Genomic DNA, 19979 nt, shown 5'->3' with positions numbered 1-19979 from the left:
TCTAAGATATGAGTTCTCAATTAGAGGAGAAATCATTAACTAACGCAGGTAAATATAATATTTTTTCATTGTTGTGTATATTCATTGTAGGTTTAAACTGGTTTATGAACGTAGGATTGTTTCGAGCATTTTATTTAGTACCGATGCTCATCCATGCCATTCTTTTTTATTTTTCAAATCGTTCATTTCATAGAATGGAATATCAAAAGTCAAAGACAATGAAACTGGTTAACTACTCTGTCTATATATCTTTTTTGCTGTCTCATATTTTATTGCCTGATACTGGGGGGACTGCTGGCTCAGAGAGAGTTTTTTTCGGTCTGCTAACAGATGAAGGATTAATAGGTACAGCTTCCGTGGCTGCACTATTATTATTGTGGGTCAGTTTTGTTTCGTTACTTATACAAATTATTTACAACTGGAGAGTCGGGCGAAAGCTAAGGAAAGAAATGTTTAAAAAAGCGGGCCTTTTATAAACTATATGGTACTCATGAAATTAATATTTTTAAATCCTGAGGAGGTTTATACTATGCCAAACATTGAACATCTTCAAATTGTGAATGTGACCCCAGCAAAACTTTATGAAGTACTAACAACAGCTGAAGGCTTATCAGAAGTATGGACGAATGAACTAATTGTTCAAGACCAGATCGGATTTATAAATGAGTTTCATTTTGGCAGTAATGACGTAACAAAGATGCAAGTCGTGGAACTGGAAAAGGATCGTAAAATTGTTTGGAAATGTGTGGATTCTGATCCGGAGTGGGTTGATACATTTATTTCATTTGAAATTGAAGAAAAAAATAACAAGTCGCATATTACGTTGAAGCACTCGGATTGGAGAGAATTAACAGTGTTTTATCGTTTTTGCAATTATAACTGGGGGATGTTTCTTTATAGTTTGAAGTCCTATTGTGAAGATGGGATTGGGTTGCCCTACCAGAAGCGTAAGTTCTAATTGATGATGGAAAAAACGTATAGGCTTTAACTGCACGCGAAAAACGCAGTGTGGAATGGTAAACGAAATGAATGTGGAGAGAGGAAGGGAGGTGATCACTTTGAGCGACTCCAATATTCAACTTCGATGGGCAACGGCTGCTGATGCGCAGCATATTGTTAAGCTGAATGATCTTTTGCCAAGAGACAAACATGATTTTGAAAGAGTTAATCATTTGAAACATGCTGAAAGAAAAGAGCTAATAGAGCTGTTACCAGAATTGCTAACATGGCTTCAAGATATGAATTGGCCTATTTCCATTGAAATATCAGAAATACTTGTAAAAATAGTACCCCGAGAAACGATTCCTTTAGTTAAAAATATACTCAAGAGCGACGATGATCTTTGGAAATTGTATTGTTTGAGATATTTTGTCATGAAACTACCTTCAGAACTACTAGCAATAGACAATCTCAAAGAGGAACTTAACAGAATTGCGACTAAGCCAACTAAGAGCGAAAAGTTAGAAGAAGTACATCTAACTGCACAAGAAATCATCAATCTTCGTCGTATTCTTTAGCGAAATTGTAAACGTTGAGAGGGTTGCATCATGTATATTCCTAAACATTTTTTGGTTGAAGATCGCACTTCACTATTTGAATTTATCGAGAATAATAGCTTTGGAATTGTTTTTTCTACCCATGATAACGTCCCAGTGGCTTCCCATTTGCCGTTTTTGTTAGATTGGGAGAATGATTGTCTAATAAGCCATTTTGCACGACCGAACGAACAATGGAAAGAAATCGAGGGCCAAGAGGTACTTGCTGTTTTTCCTGGACCACATACTTACATTTCTTCCTCATGGTATGAGACAAATATGTCCGTTCCAACCTGGAACTATGTAGCTGTGCATGTTTACGGCAGTGTTGCAATTATCGAGGATCATACCGAAGTCTTGCAATCACTTAAAAAATTAATTTCGAAGTATGAGACAGTTGATAGCCCGTATGAGATCAATGAAACGAATAATGAGTTAGTTGAAGGTTTAACACGTGGAATAGTCCCTTTCAGATTGAAAATCAATCGAATGGAAGGGAAATGGAAGTTGAGCCAAAATCACTCTGAAGATCGGCAAAAAAGAGTGATTGAACAGCTCGAACAATCTGAGAGTGAAGATGATCGAAAAATTGCTGAGTTAATGAGAACCAATTTAGGAAAGTAAATAATCCAATAGTAAAAAGGGATATATGATAAATAGAAAAAGTACAAGACATACGCTAAATAAGATACTCTGCATAAATTTTATAGCGATTTGTTCATTGCTAACAAGCACTTGGTTTTTTGTCCTCAAACAGAAACGCTTCACACTGCGATTATTTGCTCTCCACTCCTAATTGCAAGTACAGCGTTCTTTATAAATGTATTTTACTTTTTATTCTTTTATTGTCTCGTGATAAAAAAGTCATGAACCAGTAAAAGATGTCGTGAATCAAAATGCAAGATGAATGATTAAACCTGAAAAATACAGGGCACCCCACCTGAATGTCGACACGCGTCGAATTCCTCGATTGATGGCAACCCATTCCCAGCGTTTCTTCTTCATTCGCTCTTTTTAGGCAAAATATTAACACCTTATGTTGGACAGACCACAATCAACTAAAGTTTTACTATACATTCTTCGAACTTTTGATATAATTCTACCCAAGTAACATTTCCAATTATGATATAAAATAGGATTTATGGTTCTTTATGCCTATATAAGCTGTGCGCGCGAGACCAGTCCACTGGCTACCCAGCAAGCCGGCATGCAGGGACCGACAAGTGTGGAAAATGACAGCCGAGAATATGTTGCTCCATGACGTCAGAAGGTTCAGAAAGAATGAAGCCAACCTTATCCCAATTCCGATGGAGGATGAAGCGCATGAGCATTTTTGAAAAGCTGGAGTCCAACGTAAGATCTTACTGCAGAAGCTTTCCGGTGGTATTCGACCGGGCCAAGGGAGACCTGTTATATTCTGAGGACGGAAGAGCGTATATTGATTTTTTTGCAGGTGCCGGAGCACTGAATTACGGTCATAACAACGATTATATCAAGGACAGGGTTCTCGATTACTTGACCTCCGACCGGATTATGCACGGTCTGGATATGTATACAATGGCCAAGCGCGAATTCATCCAGAGCTTCTCGGAGCGGATCCTGGAACCGAAGAAGCTGAATTACAAGCTTCAATTCTGCGGTCCGACGGGGACGAACGCGGTGGAAGCGGCTTTGAAGCTCGCACGCAAGGCGAAGAAGAGAACCGGGATATTCGCATTCATGGGCGGCTTCCACGGCATGTCGCTCGGCAGCCTGTCGGCGACAAGCTCCAAGTCCATGAGGGAAGGGGCGGGGCTTCCTCTGAACGGAGTTACGTTCATGCCCCACCCGAGCGGGGCTTTCGCAGAAATGGATACGCTCAGCTATATGGAGAATATCCTGACTGATTCGCATTCCGGAATCGACAAGCCGGCCGCCATCCTGCTTGAAACGGTACAAGCCGAAGGCGGAATTCACGTCGTCGACGCGCAGTGGCTGCGCGGGCTGCAGCAGCTTTGCCGCAGGCACGATATCCTGCTCATTACCGACGAGATTCAAGTCGGCTGCGGCCGGACAGGCGAATTCTTCTCCTTCGAACGTGCGGGGATCGAGCCGGATCTCATTACCCTGTCGAAGTCGATCAGCGGGTACGGCTTGCCAATGTCCCTCCTGCTGCTGAAGCCCGAACTGGATATCTGGACGCCGGGCGAGCATAACGGCACCTTCCGCGGCAACCAGCTCGCTTTTGTGGCCGCCAAGGCTGCTCTTGAGTTCCGGGACAGAGCCTCCCTGGAAGCCCAGGTGAAAGAGAAGGAAGAGTTTGTGCGCTCGTTCCTAGACAAAGAAATCAAGCCTCTGCATCCGTCCATCGCCATCCGCGGACTCGGCCTGATCTGGGGCATTGACGTCTCGGGCTTCACGGATGAAGCTGGGGCGAAGCGGATGACAGAGATCAGCTTCGAGAACGGGCTCATCATTGAAAGAGCCGGCAGAGGAGACCTCGTGCTGAAGATCATGCCTCCGCTGACCGTCTCTATGGAGCATCTAGCCGCCGGCTGCGACATTATCAGGTCCAGTATGCAGCAGGTGCTCTCTCAGGAGAACCAGGATTTGCTGGTAACGACCTAAGCTGGGCCAAGCCCGTGGCCGCCCCGGCAATAGGCAAGGAAGTGCCGTGCGGCCCTGATGTTAAGATAACGATTTCACCCCACTTGGAAGATTATCTCCCCATGCTGCCTGCGGTACCGTCAGGTAGCATAGAATTCACCACCACTCCAAGGGCTGTCCCGTTCACAACATACGGAGCATTCTTTGAGCCTCATACAGCACCATCGTCACATCTAATCTTCAGGAAAAGCTCACTACCCCGCAGCTGGGTCTTCACTTATCCACAACAGGGCTGCGGGGGAATACACAAATCGTACATAGAGTGTATCAATACCCCTTACACATGGCTTCGACAAAGGCAGCTCCGGTGCCGAATCCGGAGGTACGGCCGATTTCCTGCTGGCCGACCGGAACCCTACAGCAAGCCTTGCATCGATGGGCGAAACACCCCTTGTCCACCCTCAAATCCAATTCCAAACCCAATGTTAAACCAAAGCCCGTCTTCGGGCGGCTCGTTCGCAGCAAGCATATTGAAGCCGGAAGCAGCCGCATCTCTTGTGTAGAACGATGCTCTTTGTTGTCTTTTCACGCATGGGAGCCGAGCGGGACAACTGCTAGGCAGATAATTGCGGCATGAGATCAACCGAGCAAGCGAAGCGGTGACCTGGCGAAAGCCATTGAAAATTTTGTCACATGTTTGAAAAGGTGGGGAGCGAGGCTGAAGCGTTGCTACGGCATATGCTCCGCCGGATTGCTTTTACCGATGAAGAGAGGGGAACGATCCAAATGGCTTTTGAAAAAGAAACGTTGTTTTGGAGCGAAAAATTCGGTAGCGATGATTATACCTTGACGCGGCTGCCTTACAGCAAAGCTCCAAGCTCCCTAGCGCCCATTGTAACAACCGTCGGCGGTTCGCTTTCGGAGGAAGCGACGCAGCGCGTATTTCAAATGAGCAAGGGCGCTCCACTAGCTGCTTTTATGATTCTGCTCGCCGGTGTTCAGTCGCTCTTGCATAAATATACAGGCGCTTCTGACATTCTGGTCGGCATGCCGGTTGTACGGAAACCGACGGAGACGCGCCGATCCGTTAATCATACGGTCATTTTGAAAAACTCGCTTTCGGCGGGTGCCACTTTTAAAACGCTTCTGAGCGAGCTGAGGACTTCCTTGCCGGAAGCGATTCAGCATCAACATATTCCGTTCTTGAAAATGACGGAGAAGCTGGACCTGCAATATGCAGACGGAATACCCGTCATCCATACGCTAGTATCCCTTAAGGAGCTGCATCTGGACGAAATCGGGCAGAACGTGGTCACGGATTGTTCCTTTGCATTCAGCATAACCGGCGGGACGATACAGCTAGCGCTATCATATAACGAGCATTTATATGACTCTGAGTTCATGACTCGGGTCGTCGGTCATTTGAATCGCCTGCTGGTCGTGGGGCTTCATGAGTTGGAGCTGGACATCGTGCGGGCGGACATGCTGTCTGAGGACGAGAAATTTCAATTGCTGCAAAGCTTTAACGATACCGAGAAGGACTTTCCCCGTGATCAGACGATTCATCAGCTCGTGGAGGAGCAGGCGAAGCGAGTGCCCGAAGCGACGGCAGTTGTCTTTGAGGGGCGGCGGCTTTCGTACGCGGAGCTGAACGAACAGGCTAATCGGTTGGCGCGGACGCTGCGATCGGTCGGCGTGTTGCCCAATCAACTGGTAGGTCTGATGGCCAGGAGATCGCTGGAGACGGTCGTTGGCATTCTAGCGGTTCTGAAAGCTGGCGGTGCCTACGTACCGATCGACCCGGAATACCCGGAAGAACGCATCCGCTACATTCTGGAGAACTCGAACGCGCAGCTACTGCTCACTCAAAGGGAGTTGCTGCAGCAGGTGCCGTTCGAAGGGACCGTGGTGGCGCTGGATGACGAGCAGGCCTACAGCGACGATGGCTCGAACCTGGAACCGGCCAGCGGTCCGAATGATCTGGCTTATGTCATCTATACGTCAGGTACGACGGGCAACCCCAAAGGGGTCATGCTGGAGCATCGCGGTTTGGTCAGCTTAAAGCTGATGTTCGCAGACAGGCTGGGCATCACGGAGCATGACCGGATTGTTCAATTCGCCAGTCTATCGTTCGACGCATCCTGCTGGGAAGTGTTCAAAGCGCTCTATTTTGGCGCGTCTCTGTACATCCCGACGGCCGAGACGATTCTCGACAACCGCCTGTTTGAGAGTTATATGGACGAACATGCGATTACGGCAGCAATTTTGCCTCCGACTTACAGCGCTTATTTAGACCCGGACCGCCTTCCCAGCTTAACGAAGCTCGTAACGGGAGGCTCGGCGGTATCGGCTGAGTTTGTGCAGCAGTGGAAACACAAGGTCCGCTATTTTAATGCTTACGGCCCTACCGAAGCTTCGATTGTTACGGCGCTTTGGGATGCGGATGAGGAGCAGCCGGAGCGCAGAGTCATTCCGATCGGGCGTCCGCTGGCCAATCACCGGATTTTTATTTTGGATGCCCACCTGCAGCTTGTGCCTCCAGGAGTGGACGGCGAGCTGTGCGTGTCAGGCGTGGGGCTTGCGAGAGGTTACCTGAACCAGCCGGAGCTGACAGCAGAGAAGTTCGTGGAACATCCGTTTGCGCAGGGAGAACGTCTTTACAGGACGGGAGATCTGGCCCGCTGGCTGCCGGACGGAAATATTGAGTACTTGGGACGGATCGACCATCAGGTGAAAATCCGTGGATTCCGGATCGAGATCGGCGAGATTGAAGAGCAGCTTCTGAAGATCGACTCCATGCAGGAGACGATCGTAATTGCGCAGGAAGGCAAAAGCGGGCAAGAACTGTGTGCTTACCTGGTCGCGGGCCATCCGCTTACACTCGGCGAGCTGAGAAGCGCGCTGGCGCAAAAATTGCCGAATTACATGATTCCGGCGCATTTTGTTCAGCTTCCGCGGATGCCGCTCACCCCGAACGATAAAATCGACCGCAAGGCTTTGCCGGCCCCGGAAGGAAACGCGCTGACTGGTGGCGCGTACGTAGCTCCCCGCAATGAAGCCGAGCAGACGCTTGCCGATGTATGGCAGGCGGTATTGAACGCCGATCGTGTTGGGGTAACGGATCATTTCTTCGAGCTGGGCGGAGACTCGATTAAGTCCATTCAAGTATCTTCGCGGCTTCATCAAGCCGGGTACAAGCTGGAAATACGGGATTTGTTCAAATATCCTACTATCTCACAGCTCAGCCTGCATGTGAAACCGATCGGACGTATCATCGATCAACGCGAAATAACGGGTGTAACGGCGCTGACGCCAATTCAGCATTGGTTTTTCGAGAGCTCCTTTGCGGACCCACATCATTTCAACCAGTCGGTGATGCTGTACCGGAAGGGACACTTCGACGAAGAGACGGTGCGTCAGGTGCTGCAAAAGCTGGTCGAGCATCATGATGCCTTGCGGATGGTGTTCCGCAAGACGGAACAAGGGTTTAGTGCGCGGACCCGCGCGATTCAGGAAGGCGGGCTGTTCACGCTGGACGTGTTCGACTTCAAGGATGCGGAGAATACCGCGCAGGCTGTGGAAGCGAAGGCAACGGACATTCAAGCGGGCATCGATCTGGAGAACGGGCCCCTCGTGAAGGCGGGACTGTTCCGGTGCGCAGACGGCGATCATTTGCTGCTCGCGGTTCATCATGCCGTAGTGGACGGCGTGTCTTGGCGCATTTTGATGGAGGATTTCGCTTTGGGTTACGAGCAGGCCGGCAAAAGCGAGGAAATTCGTTTCCCGGCGAAAACAGATGCGTACTGCACTTGGTCCGAGCAACTGGTCGCTTACGTGCAAAGCCCGGAGATGGAGAAGGAACGGGCCTATTGGCAGGCCGTGGAACAAATTGCGGTTCCGGCCATACCGAAGGATCTGGAGGTGGACGTTACGACGCAGCAGGACAGTGAATCGCTGTTCGTCCGTTTGACTCCCGAAGAAACGGAACTGCTGCTGAAGCGGGTTCACCGGGCCTACCACACCGAAATGAACGATATTTTGGTAACAGCGCTCGGCATAGCCGTTCGCAAGTGGACGGAACACGAAAGAGTGCGGATCAATCTCGAAGGACATGGACGCGAATCGATTGGAACGGATATCGACATCACGCGTACAGTCGGCTGGTTTACAACCAAGTTTCCTGTCGTCCTGGAGCCGGAAACCGATCGGGACTTGGCCTATCAGATTAAACAGGTCAAGGAAAGCTTGCGCCGCATTCCGAACAAAGGGCTTGGGTACGGCGTATGCCGCTATCTCTCCAAATCGGAGGATGGCTTTGTTTGGGGCGCAGAGCCGGAGATTAATTTTAACTACCTCGGCCAGTTCGACGATGATGTCAATCAGGACGAGATCGGCATATCTTCTTATTCCATCGGCAGCCCGGCCAGCGACCGGCAGGCCCGCAGCTTTGTGCTGGATATCAACGGTATGGTGCTGGACGGTGCTTTATCGCTCGATCTTAGCTACAGCCGGAAGCAGTATCGCAAGGAAACGATGGAAGCCTTCGCTCAGCGGCTTGAGCAAAGTCTCCGAGAGCTTATTATCCACTGCGCAGGCAAAGAAAACACCGAATTGACGCCGAGCGACGTGCAATTTAAAGGCTTGACCATCGCGGAATTGGAGCAAATCGCCCAGCGCTCGGGCCATCTTGGGGAAATAGAAAACATTTACTCACTTACGCCGATGCAGAAGGGCATGTGGTTCCACAACGCGCTTGACCGGCAAACGGCCGCTTACTTCGAGCAGACGCGGTTTACGATACGGGGAGCGCTCGACGTGCAGCTTTTCGAGAGGAGCTGGCTGGAGCTTGCGAAACGTCATCTGGTGCTGCGGGCGAATTTTGTGAAAGGACCGGCTGGCGAGCCACTGCAAATCATATATCGCGACAAGCCGGTCGGCTTTGAATATGAAGAGCTGCTTCATTTGCAGGTGGACGAGAAACAAGCGTATTTGGATAAAAAGGCCGAGGATGACAAGCTTCGTGGCTTCGACCTAGAACATGACGCGCTCGTTCGGGTTACGATCCTGCGCACCGAAGAGCAAAGCTATCATGTGCTGTGGAGTTTCCAGCATATTTTGATGGACGGCTGGTGCCTACCGCAGTTGACGCAAGAGCTGTTTGAGACGTATTCGGCCTTGGCATTCGGCAAGCAGCCAGTGGGAGATAAAGGATCGGATTATGGCGCCTATATCGAATGGCTAGAGAAACAGGACGATGAGGCGGCATCCGGCTATTGGACGACATTCCTGGCAGGTTATGAAGGGCAAACCGTACTCCCTGGGCAAAAGGAACCGGCGCCGAACGGCAGCTTTACGGCTGATCACGTCATCGCCGAGCTGGGCAAGGACTTGAGCGAGCGGATGGACCGGGTGGCGAAACAACGTCTGGTTACGGTCAATACGCTGCTGCAAGCTGCTTGGGGCGTGATGCTGCAAAAATATAACGGAACAAACGATGCCGTATTCGGCAGCGTCGTGGCCGGAAGACCGGCGGAAATCCCGGGCATCGAGTCCATGATCGGGCTATTCATTAATACGGTGCCTGTCCGCGTCACGAGTGAAGCGGACACCTTGTTCGCCGACCTGATGGTGAAGCTCCAAGAGCGGGCGTTGGAGTCCGGGCGTTATGATTACTATCCGCTGTATGAAATTCAAGCCCGCAGCGTACAAAAGCAGAACCTGATCAACCATATCATCGCTTTCGAGAACTATCCGGTGGACGAGCAGATGGAGCAGGCGGGCGACCAGCAGCACGGCGACCTGACGATCGCTGACGTTCAGATGGAGGAGCAGACGAACTATAACTTCAACGTGACCGTGGTGCCGGGAGCCGAGATCGAAATTCGGTTCGACTTTAACGTCGAAATGTTCGATAAAGACAGCATCGAGCGGCTCAAGGGGCATCTCGTCCATCTGCTGGAGCAGGTGACGGATAACCCGGAAATTGCCGTGGGCGAGTTGGAACTTGTGACGGAGGCGGAAAAGGCCGACCTTCTCGGACGTTTTAACGACACCACTACTGAATTTCCGCGTGGGAAGACGCTCATTCAATTGTTCGAAGAGCAGGTAGAGCGCATCCCGGATGCATCCGCTATCTCCTTAAATGAGCACGAGCTGACCTACCGCGAGCTGAACGAACGTGTCAACCGCCTTGCCCGTACTTTGCGTAGCCACGGGATATCCAAAGGTCGTCTAGTCGCCATTTTGGCCGAGCGTTCCATTGAAATGGTGGTGGGCATGCTCGCGGCACACAAAGCCGGATCGGCTTACGTACCGATTGACCCGGAATATCCCGAGGAGCGTATCCGTTTCTTAATAGAGGATTCGGGAGCACAGGTCATGCTGACGCAAAGCCGCTTGCGCGAGCGCCTGGCGGGTTTGGACTCGGTGATTTTATTGGACGACGAGTCCTTCTATCACGAGGACGGCACAAATCTAAATCCGGGCATCGAAGCGACAGATCTAGCCTGCGTCATCTATACGTCAGGCACGACGGGCAAGCCGAAAGGCAACCTTGTTTCGCACCGCAACATCGTGCGGGTCGTGCGAAATACGAATTATATCGACATCACCGAGCGGGATCATGTGCTCCAGCTTTCGAGCTATTCATTCGACGGAGCGACTTTCGATATTTTCGGCGCTTTGACCAACGGGGCGCGGCTAGTGCTGGTTCCCTACGAGACTTTGCTGGAAATCGGCCGTCTGGCGGATCTCATCCAGCGCGAGCGCATCTCGGTCATGTTTATTACGACGGCTTTCTTCAACATCCTTGTAGATGTGAACGTCGACTGCCTGCGGGATGTTCGGGCGATTTTGTTCGGAGGAGAGCGCGTGTCGGTCGGCCATGTGCGTAAAGCGCTCGCCCATACCGGACCGGGCAGGCTCAACCATGTGTACGGCCCGACGGAAAGCACGGTTTATACCACGTACCTTCCGGTCGACTTCGTCGATGAGTCGGCGGTTACCGTACCTATCGGACGGCCGATCAGCAATACGACGGTGTATATCGTCGACAGCCGGAACAAGCTTCTGCCGATCGGCGTAACTGGGGAGCTTTGCGTCGGTGGAGAAGGCTTGGTACGGGGCTACAATAACCGGCCGGAGCTGACAGCGGAGAAATTTGTGGACAATCCATTTGTGCCGGGAGAGCGTATGTACCGGACGGGGGATTTGACGAAATGGCTGCCGGACGGCACGATCGAATACGTGGGACGGACGGACGACCAAGTGAAAATCCGCGGCTTCCGCATTGAGCTGGGCGAGATCGAAGCGCAGCTTCAGAAAGTGGAGGGGATTCGGAAAACGACGGTATTCGCGAGGGAAAACACCTCCGGTGAGAAGCAGCTTTGCGCCTATTATGAAGCGGACTCCGATCTTCCGGCGGCCGAGATTAAGAGCGTGCTTTCCCAGGAACTTCCGGCTTATATGATCCCGGCGTACCTGATTCAGTTGGAGCGTCTCCCGCTGACGACGAACGGTAAGGTTGACCGCCGATCTCTCCCGGCGCCGGAAGAGAGCTTGCAGCTGGGCGAAGGACGTATTCCACCTCGGACTCCGCTGGAAGCCAGCTTGGCCGGAATTTGGGAAAGCGTGCTCGGACTGGTACACATCGGCGTTCATGACAACTTCTTCGACCTGGGCGGTCATTCCCTGCGGGCGACGACACTGGTGAGCAAGGTGCATCAGGAGCTGAACGTCGAGCTGCCTCTGCGCGACGTATTCCGCTATTCGACGATTGAAGAGATGGCTCTCGCTATATCCCGGATTGGAGAGCAGTCGTTCGCGTCGATTCCATTGGCAGACGCAAGAGCATATTATCCGCTATCTTCAGCTCAGAAGCGGCTGTTTATCCTGAATCAGCTGGAAGGGGCCGATCAGAGCTACAACATGCCGGGTGTGCTGCTGCTGGAAGGATCGATTGACCGGAGTCTGCTGGAGAAGGCTTTCCGCGGACTGATCGCACGGCACGAAACGCTGCGAACCGGCTTTGAGATCGTACAAGGCGAAGCTGTACAGCGCATTTACGACAGCGTCGACTTCGCCGTCGGGTACCGTCATGCGAGCGAGGAAGAAGCACCTGAAGTCGTACAGGCCTTCATCCGGCCTTTCGACTTGGCGAAGCCTCCGCTGCTGCGGGCGGAGCTCGTAGAGCTGGCAGCCGAACGTTATTTGCTGATGTTCGACATGCATCATATTGTCTCTGACGGGGTTTCGATGAACGTGATGATCGAGGAACTCGTTCGTCAGTACGGAGGTAAGTCATTAGAGCCTTTACGCATTCAATATAAGGACTATGCAGTATGGCAGCAGTCGGACGAGCAAAAAGTGCAGTTGAAACGCGAAGAAGCTTACTGGCTGGACCGTTACCGGGGCGAGCTTCCTGTTTTGGAAATGCCGACGGACTATCCGCGTCCTGCCGTGCAGAGCTTTGAGGGACAAACGCTGACGTCCTTTGTGGACGAGGCAACGAACGAGGGCTTGAAGCAGCTGGCCGCTCAAAGAGGAACGACGCTGTATATGGTGCTGCTTGCGGCATATAGCGTGCTTTTGCATAAGTACACAGGTCAGGACGATTTGATCGTCGGAACGTCGATTGCGGGCAGAACGCACGGAGACACGCAGCCTTTGATCGGAATGTTTGTCAATACGCTAGCGCTCCGCAATTATCCGACTTCGGAGAAGACCTTCCTATCGTATCTGGAAGAAGTGAAAGAAACGACCTTAGGCGCTTATGAGCATCAGAATTATCCGTTCGAAGAGCTCGTTGATAGAGTGCAGGTCAGCCGGGATTTGAGCCGCAACCCGCTGTTTGACACGATGTTCTCCCTGCAAAACTTGGAGGATACATCGTTAGAGCTGGAAGGGCTGAAATTGTCCCCGTACCCTAGCGAATACGGCATGGCCAAGTTCGACCTGAGTGTGGATGTTACGGAAGAAAACGGCGGCCTGGAATGCAGCTTTGAATTCGCAACGGCTCTTTATAAAGAAAGCACGATCCGGCGGCTGTCGACTCATTTCGGACATTTGCTTGCGGCGATCGTAAGCCGTCCGGATGCGATGATTGCCGAGCTGAACTTGTTAACGGCAGAAGAAAAAGAGCAAATTGTTGGCGCGTTCAACCCGGCGCAGCTGGAAGTGGCCCCTGCGGCTGCGTTCCACCGGCTGTTCGAGGAACAGGCGGAGCGCACGCCGGAAGCGGAGGCCGTCGTGTACGAGAACGACCGGCTGACGTATGCGGAGCTGAACGAGCGGGCGAACCGCGTAGGGGCTACGCTGCGCGCAAGCGGCATCGGCCGGGAGACGATCGTCGGCATTCTCGCCGAGCGTTCGGTGGACTTGCTGGTGGCTGTGCTGGCCGTCTGGAAAGCGGGCGGGGCGTATGTGCCGCTTGACCCGGATTATCCGGCGGACCGCGTGCGGTTCATGCTAGAAGACAGCGGAGCGAAGGTACTGCTGACGCAGACGGCGCTGCGAGAGCGTGCCGAAGCTTGGCTCGGCGAAGAGGAGATGGCGCTGGCGGTGGTGCTGTATCTGGACGACGAAGCGTCGTACAGCGAGGAGCGGGCGAATGCACCGATGGGCTCTGGTATGGGCTCCGACATAGTTTCCTGTAAGCTGAGTGATGCTGTGGATACCGGCGAGGAAAGCCATCCGAAGGTTGGTACGGATAGCTTCCATGAAGCCATTTCAGAGGATCTGGCGTACGTGATCTACACGTCGGGAACGACAGGCAAGCCGAAGGGCGTGATGATCGAGCATCGCAGCCTGGTGAACACGGCGGCAGGCTATCGGCGAGAATACCAGTTGGATCAGTTCCCGGTGCGGCTGCTGCAGCTTGCAAGCTTCTCGTTTGACGTGTTCGTAGGAGATATCGCGCGGACGCTCTATAACGGAGGCACGATGGTGATTGTGCCGAAGGACGACCGAATTGATCCGTCTCGTCTGCACTACTGGATGGAGCGGGAGCGAATCACCATCTTCGAATCGACGCCGGCGCTGATCATGCCGTTCATGGAGTACGTGCACGAGCAGGGACTGGATATGAGCGGGATGGAGCTGCTAATCACGAGCTCGGACAGCTGCAGCGTGGCGGATTACCGGGCCTTGCAGGAACGCTTCGGCTCGTTGTTCCGGATCATCAACGCATACGGCGTGACGGAAGCGGCGATCGACTCCAGCTTTTACGACGAGGAGTCGGCGAAGCTGCCGCAGACAGGCCATGTGCCGATCGGCAAAGCGTGGCTGAATGCAAAATTCTACATCGTGGACGCGCATCTGAACCCGGTGCCAATCGGAGTACTGGGCGAGCTGGTCATCGGCGGAGTCGGAGTAGCGCGTGGGTACTTGAACCGCCCGGAGCTGACGGAAGAGAAGTTCGTAGACAGCCCGTTCGCCGCGGGCGAGCGGCTGTACCGCACGGGAGACTTGGCGCGGTGGATGGAAGACGGCAATGTCGACTTCATCGGACGGATCGACAACCAGGCGAAAATCCGGGGGTACCGGATCGAGATGGGCGAGATCGAGTCGCAGTTACTGCGGGTGGAAGGCGTGCGCGAAGCGGTGGTACTGGTTAGAAGTGACGCGAACGGGCAGAAGGCGCTATGCGCGTATTACACGCCGGATACGGGAGCGGAGCTGGCGGTGAACGATTTGCGCAGCGCACTGGCGCAGGAACTGCCGGGCTACATGATCCCGTCGTACTTCGTGGAGCTGGAGCGTCTGCCTCTGACGCCGAACGGGAAAATCGACCGGAAGGCGCTGCCAGCGCCGGAAGGGGAGGCGGGAAGCGGAACAGAGTACGTCGCACCGCGCAATGAGTTGGAAACGAAGCTGGCGGCGATTTGGCAGGAGGTGCTGGGGCTTGCGAAGGAGATTGGCGTTCACGACAACTTCTTCGACATCGGCGGCCACTCCCTGCGGGCAACGACACTGGTCAGCAAGATTCATAAAGAGTTGAACGTGGATCTGCCACTGCGCGACGTGTTCCGCCATTCCACCATCGAGAGCATGGCGGCTGCCATTTCCCGGCTAGATGAGCATATATTTGTTTCCATTCCGGTGGCGGATGACAGAGAGGTGTACCCGCAATCTTTTGCTCAAAAACGTCTCTTTATCCTGAATCAACTGGAAGGCGCGGAGCTTAGCTACAACATGCCGGAAGCGATGCTGCTGGAGGGTACTTTGGACCGGGCAAGGTTTGAAGAATCGTTCCGTAAGCTTGTGGCGCGGCATGAAATGTTGCGCACCGGGTTCGAAATGGTGGATGGCGTAGCATCGCAGCGGATTTACCAGGACATAAATTTTGCCGTGGAGTTCTATCGAGCGGATGAGCAAGAGGCCGAAGAGACGGTTCGCCGTTTCGTCCGTCCGTTTGACTTGGCGAAGCCTCCGCTGCTGAGGGTAGGCCTTGTTGAGCTGGCTCCTGAACGCCATATTCTAATGTACGACATGCATCATATTATTTCTGACGGCGTCTCGATGGAAATCTTTGTTGAAGAATTCGTCCGCTTGTACGGCGACGAGCAATTGGAGCCTCTGCGCATTCAGTACAAAGACTACACCGTTTGGCAGTATTCGCAGGAGCAGAAGGAACGGCTTCAGCTTCAGGAGGCGTACTGGCTGGACATGTTCCAAGGTGAGCTTCCGGTGCTGGAAATGCCGACGGACTATCCGCGTCCGGCCGTACAGAGCTACGAAGGCCAAACGCTGGAGTTTTTCTTGGACGCTTCGAAAACCGACGGCCTGAAGCAGCTCGCTTCGGAAACGGGCACAACACTGTTTATGGTGCTGCTTGCGGCGTATAACGTCCTTCTGCACAAATATTCAGGCCAGGAAGACGTGATCGTCGGTACGCCGATTGCCGGAAGGAATCATGGAGATGTGCAGCCGTTGATTGGGATTTTCTTAAACACGCTGGCTATCCGCAGTTATCCGGCTTCGGAGAAGACATTCCTGTCATACCTGAACGAAGTCAAAGAAACGACCCTTCACGCCTTCGAGCATCAAAACTATCCGTTCGAAGAATTAGTGGAAAAGGTGCAAGTCACCCGTGATTTAAGCCGCAATCCGCTCTTCGACACGCTGTTTACGATGCAGAATACGGAGAACGAGGAGTTTGAGTTGGAAGGGCTTCGCCTGATTCCTTATCCGAGCGCACTGGATACCGCGAAGTTTGATATCAGCTTAGATGTGGGCGAGGAGAACGGCGGCTTGGATTACAGCTTCGAATATGCGACGGCTCTCTACAAAAGGGAGACGATCGAACGGTTGGCGAAGCATTATGAGCAGCTGCTCGTAACGATCGTAAGCCGTCCGGATGCGAAGATCGCCGAGTTAAACTTGCTGACCGCTGAGGAAAAAGAACAAATTCTCGGAGTATTTAACACGGCGCAGCGGGAAGCGGCTCCTGCGATCGCGTTCCACCGGCTGTACGAGGAACAGGTGGAGCTCACGCCGGAAGAGGCGGCCGTCGTGTACGAGAACGATCGGCTGACGTATGCGGAGCTGAACGAGCGGGCGAACCGCTTGGCGGGCACGCTGCGCACAAGCGGAATCGGCCGGGAAACGATCGTCGGCATTCTCGCCGATCGCTCGGTAGACTTGCTGGTGGCCGTGCTGGCCGTCTGGAAAGCGGGCGGGGCGTATGTGCCGCTCGACCCGGATTATCCGGCAGATCGCTTGCGGTTCATGCTGGAAGACAGCGGAGCGAAGGTGCTGCTGACGCAAACGCCGTTGCGAGAGCGTGCCGAAGCTTGGCTCGGCGAAGAGGAGATGGCGCTGGCGGAGGTGTTGTACCTGGACGACGAAGCGTCGTACAGCGAGGAACGGGCGAATGCGCCGATTGTCTCCGGCAAGGTCTCTGGCATGGTCTCCGGCAAGCTGACCAATGCTGTGGATGCCAGCGATGAGAGCCATCAGCATGTCGACACCGACAGCTTCCATGAAGCCCGTCCGGATGACCTTGCTTACGTGATCTACACGTCGGGAACGACGGGCAAGCCGAAGGGCGTGATGATCGAGCACTGCAGCCTGGTGAACACGGCGGCGGGCTACCGGCGGGAATACCAGTTGGATCAGTTCCCGGTACGGCTGCTGCAGCTTGCAAGCTTCTCGTTTGATGTGTTCGTGGGAGATATCGCGCGGACGCTGTATAACGGAGGCACGATGGTGATTGTGCCGAAGGACGACCGGATCGATCCGTCTCGTCTGCACCACTGGATGGAGCGGGAGCGAATTACCATCTTCGAATCGACACCGGCGCTGATCGTGCCGTTCCTGGAGTATGTGCACGAGCAGAGACTGGATATGAGCGGGATGGAGCTGCTAATCACGAGCTCGGACAGCTGCAGCGTGGCAGATTACCGGACCTTGCAGGAACGCTTCGGCTCGTTGTTCCGAATCATCAACGCATACGGGGTGACAGAAGCTGCAATCGACTCCAGCTTCTACGACGAGGAGCTAGCGAAGCTGCCACAGACAGGCAATGTACCGATCGGAAAAGCGTGGCTGAATGCGAAATTTTACATCGTGGATGCGCATCTGAACCCGGTGCCGGTCGGGGTGCTGGGCGAGCTGGTTATCGGCGGAGTCGGCGTGGCGCGCGGGTATTTGAACCGTCCGGAGCTGACGGAAGAGAAGTTCGTAGACAGCCCGTTCTCTGCGGGCGAGCGGCTGTACCGCACGGGAGACTTGGCGCGGTGGATGGAAGACGGGAACGTGGACTTCATCGGCCGGATCGACAATCAGGCGAAAATTCGGGGGTACCGGATCGAGATGGGCGAGATCGAGTCGCAGCTACTGAGGGTGGAAGGCGTGCGCGAAGCGGTGGTGCTGGTTCGCAGTGACACGAACGGGCAGAAGGCGCTATGCGCGTATTACACGCCGGATACCGGAGCGGAGCTGGCGGTGAACGATGTGCGCAGCGCGCTGGCGCAGGAGCTGCCGGGCTACATGATCCCGTCGTACTTCGTGGAGCTGGAGCGCCTGCCTCTGACGCCGAACGGAAAGATTGACCGGAAGGCGCTGCCAGCGCCGGAAGGGGAAGCTGGAAGCGGAGTGGAGTACGTCACACCGCGCAATGAGCTGGAAACGAAGCTGGCGGTGATTTGGCAGGAGGTGCTGGGGCTTGCGAAGGAGATTGGCGTTCACGACAACTTCTTCGACATCGGCGGCCACTCTCTTCGAGCGACGACGCTGGCGGGCAAGGTATTTAAGGAATTAAACGTCAACCTGCCGCTGCGCGACGTATTCCGTCACTCGACGATTGCGGCGATGGCCGAGGCGATCGCCCAGATGGAACGGCGGGAGCATGAGGCCATTCCTCAAGCGGAGGAGAGAGAGTACTATCCTCTGTCCTCCGCGCAGAAACGGCTGTTCATTCAGCACACGCTGGATGGAGCGGATCAGCTTTACAACATGCCGGAGCTGGTGCAGGTGGAAGGCGAGTTTGATTTAGACCGGTTGGGAGCCGCCTTGCGGAAATTGATAACACGGCATGAATCGCTGCGCACCGGTTTTGAAATGGTGAAGGGCGAAGCCGTCCAGCGGATTTACCCGCAGGTCGATTTTGCTATCGAGCATCATCAAGCGGATAAAGAGGATGCGGCTCAAATCGAGCAGATCGTCCGCAGCTTCGTTCGTCCGTTTGATCTCGGCAAGCCGCCGCTGCTGCGCGCGGGGATCATCGAGTTGGAGCCGAACCTGCATATTCTCCTTTTCGACATGCACCATATCGTGTCCGACGGCGTATCGATGGCGATTGTGATCGATGAGTTCTCAAGTTTCTACGCCGGGGAAGAATTGCCGCCACTGCGTATTCAATACAAGGATTATGCTGTTTGGCAGCAGTCGAAGGCCCACCAAGAGCGGATCGGGCGGCAGGAAGCGTACTGGCTGCAAACCTTCGAAGGCGAGCTGCCGACAGCGGACTTGCCGCTGGACTACGAACGGTCTAGGGTTCGCAACTACGAAGGCGCGCATCTGGAGTTCGACGTCGAATCTTCTCTCTTTGCGCGGCTGCGCGAATTGGCGGCCGAGCGTGAAAGCACGCTGTTCATGGTGCTGCTTGCGGCTTATACCGTGCTGCTGTCCAAGTACAGCGGGCAGGAGGACTTGGTCGTGGGCACTCCGGTGGCGGGAAGAACGAACGCTGATTTGGAACCGGTCATCGGAATGTTTGTCAATACGCTGGCGATCCGCAATCGTCCGTCGGGCGACAAAACGTTCTTGTCCTATCTGGAAGAAGTGAAGGAAACGGCTTTGAGTGCTTTCGAGAATCAGGATTATCCATTCGAGGAGCTCGTGGAGCGTTTGAATGTGAAGCGGGAGCCGGGCCGCTTCCCGCTGTTCGATGCCGTTTTCGACTTGCAAAATATCGAAGAACGAGACGCCGAGCTGGAAGGGGTCAGCCTGAAGAATTACGAGCTTGATAATTTGGAAGAAGCGAAGTTCGACCTGACGCTGTTTATGTATGAGAACAACGGGGCGCTGAGCGGGGGCTTCTTCTACGCCACCAAGCTGTTCAAAGAAGCGATGATCCGCACCTTGACCGAGGATTACCTGCGGGTACTGTCTCAAATTGCAGAAAATCCACAACTGGAGCTAAGCCGGATTGAATGCCATAAACCGGCGGCAGGCGCAAAGAGTGCCGTCGATTTGATCGAATTCGCGTTCTAATTCTACAAGCGCGCCTCCGCCGTCAAGCGAAAGCGGCGCGCATCCTAAGGAAGACGGCGAACAACATCCAAGCCCTTATACGCGCAGGACGAAAGCAACTTTTTTCGGACCTGCGCCAGGGCATGCGGTCACTTCATTTTTAGG

7 protein-coding genes are annotated in these 19979 nt (G+C 53.5%); 6 read left to right on the top strand and 1 reads right to left on the bottom strand.

Going from position 1 to position 19979, the window contains the following annotated elements:
• The first annotated feature begins 8 nt into the window (after positions 1-8).
• The 5 genes from FPZ44_RS12455 (at position 9) to ectB (ending at position 4142) form a co-directional block, all read left to right on the top strand.
• Positions 9-476, top strand: coding sequence for a hypothetical protein (locus tag FPZ44_RS12455; protein WP_144990625.1), 468 nt, complete (start codon positions 9-11; stop codon positions 474-476).
• A gap of 53 nt (positions 477-529) precedes the next feature.
• Positions 530-958: an SRPBCC family protein gene (locus FPZ44_RS12450; protein ID WP_144990623.1), complete on the top strand. Its 429-nt coding sequence runs from the start codon at positions 530-532 to the stop codon at positions 956-958.
• 100 nt (positions 959-1058) lie between these two features.
• Entirely contained in the window at positions 1059-1517 is a 459-nt protein-coding gene (locus FPZ44_RS12445; protein ID WP_261378304.1) for a DUF5071 domain-containing protein, read from the top strand.
• Between the two features lie 30 nt (positions 1518-1547).
• Positions 1548-2159 (top strand): FMN-binding negative transcriptional regulator, encoded by a 612-nt coding sequence (locus tag FPZ44_RS12440; protein ID WP_144990619.1) that lies wholly within the window; start codon positions 1548-1550, stop codon positions 2157-2159.
• Positions 2160-2858: 699 nt separating this feature from the next.
• Positions 2859-4142: a diaminobutyrate--2-oxoglutarate transaminase gene (gene ectB / locus FPZ44_RS12435; protein WP_144990617.1), complete on the top strand. Its 1284-nt coding sequence runs from the start codon at positions 2859-2861 to the stop codon at positions 4140-4142.
• 394 nt (positions 4143-4536) lie between these two features.
• On the opposite strand, the gene FPZ44_RS26465 is transcribed toward ectB, so the two are convergent.
• Entirely contained in the window at positions 4537-4710 is a 174-nt protein-coding gene (locus tag FPZ44_RS26465; RefSeq protein WP_186786034.1) for a hypothetical protein, read from the bottom strand.
• A 104-nt stretch (positions 4711-4814) separates the two neighbouring features.
• Between FPZ44_RS26465 and FPZ44_RS27195 the strand changes: the two genes are divergently transcribed.
• Positions 4815-19835, top strand: coding sequence for a non-ribosomal peptide synthetase (locus tag FPZ44_RS27195; protein WP_144990615.1), 15021 nt, complete (start codon positions 4815-4817; stop codon positions 19833-19835).
• Positions 19836-19979: the final 144 nt, after the last annotated feature.

It is taken from the genome of Paenibacillus agilis (genome assembly GCF_007786455.1).
Classification (GTDB): Bacteria; Bacillota; Bacilli; order Paenibacillales; family Paenibacillaceae; genus Paenibacillus_B; species Paenibacillus_B agilis.
This window is presented reverse-complemented; position numbering and strand designations above follow the sequence as displayed.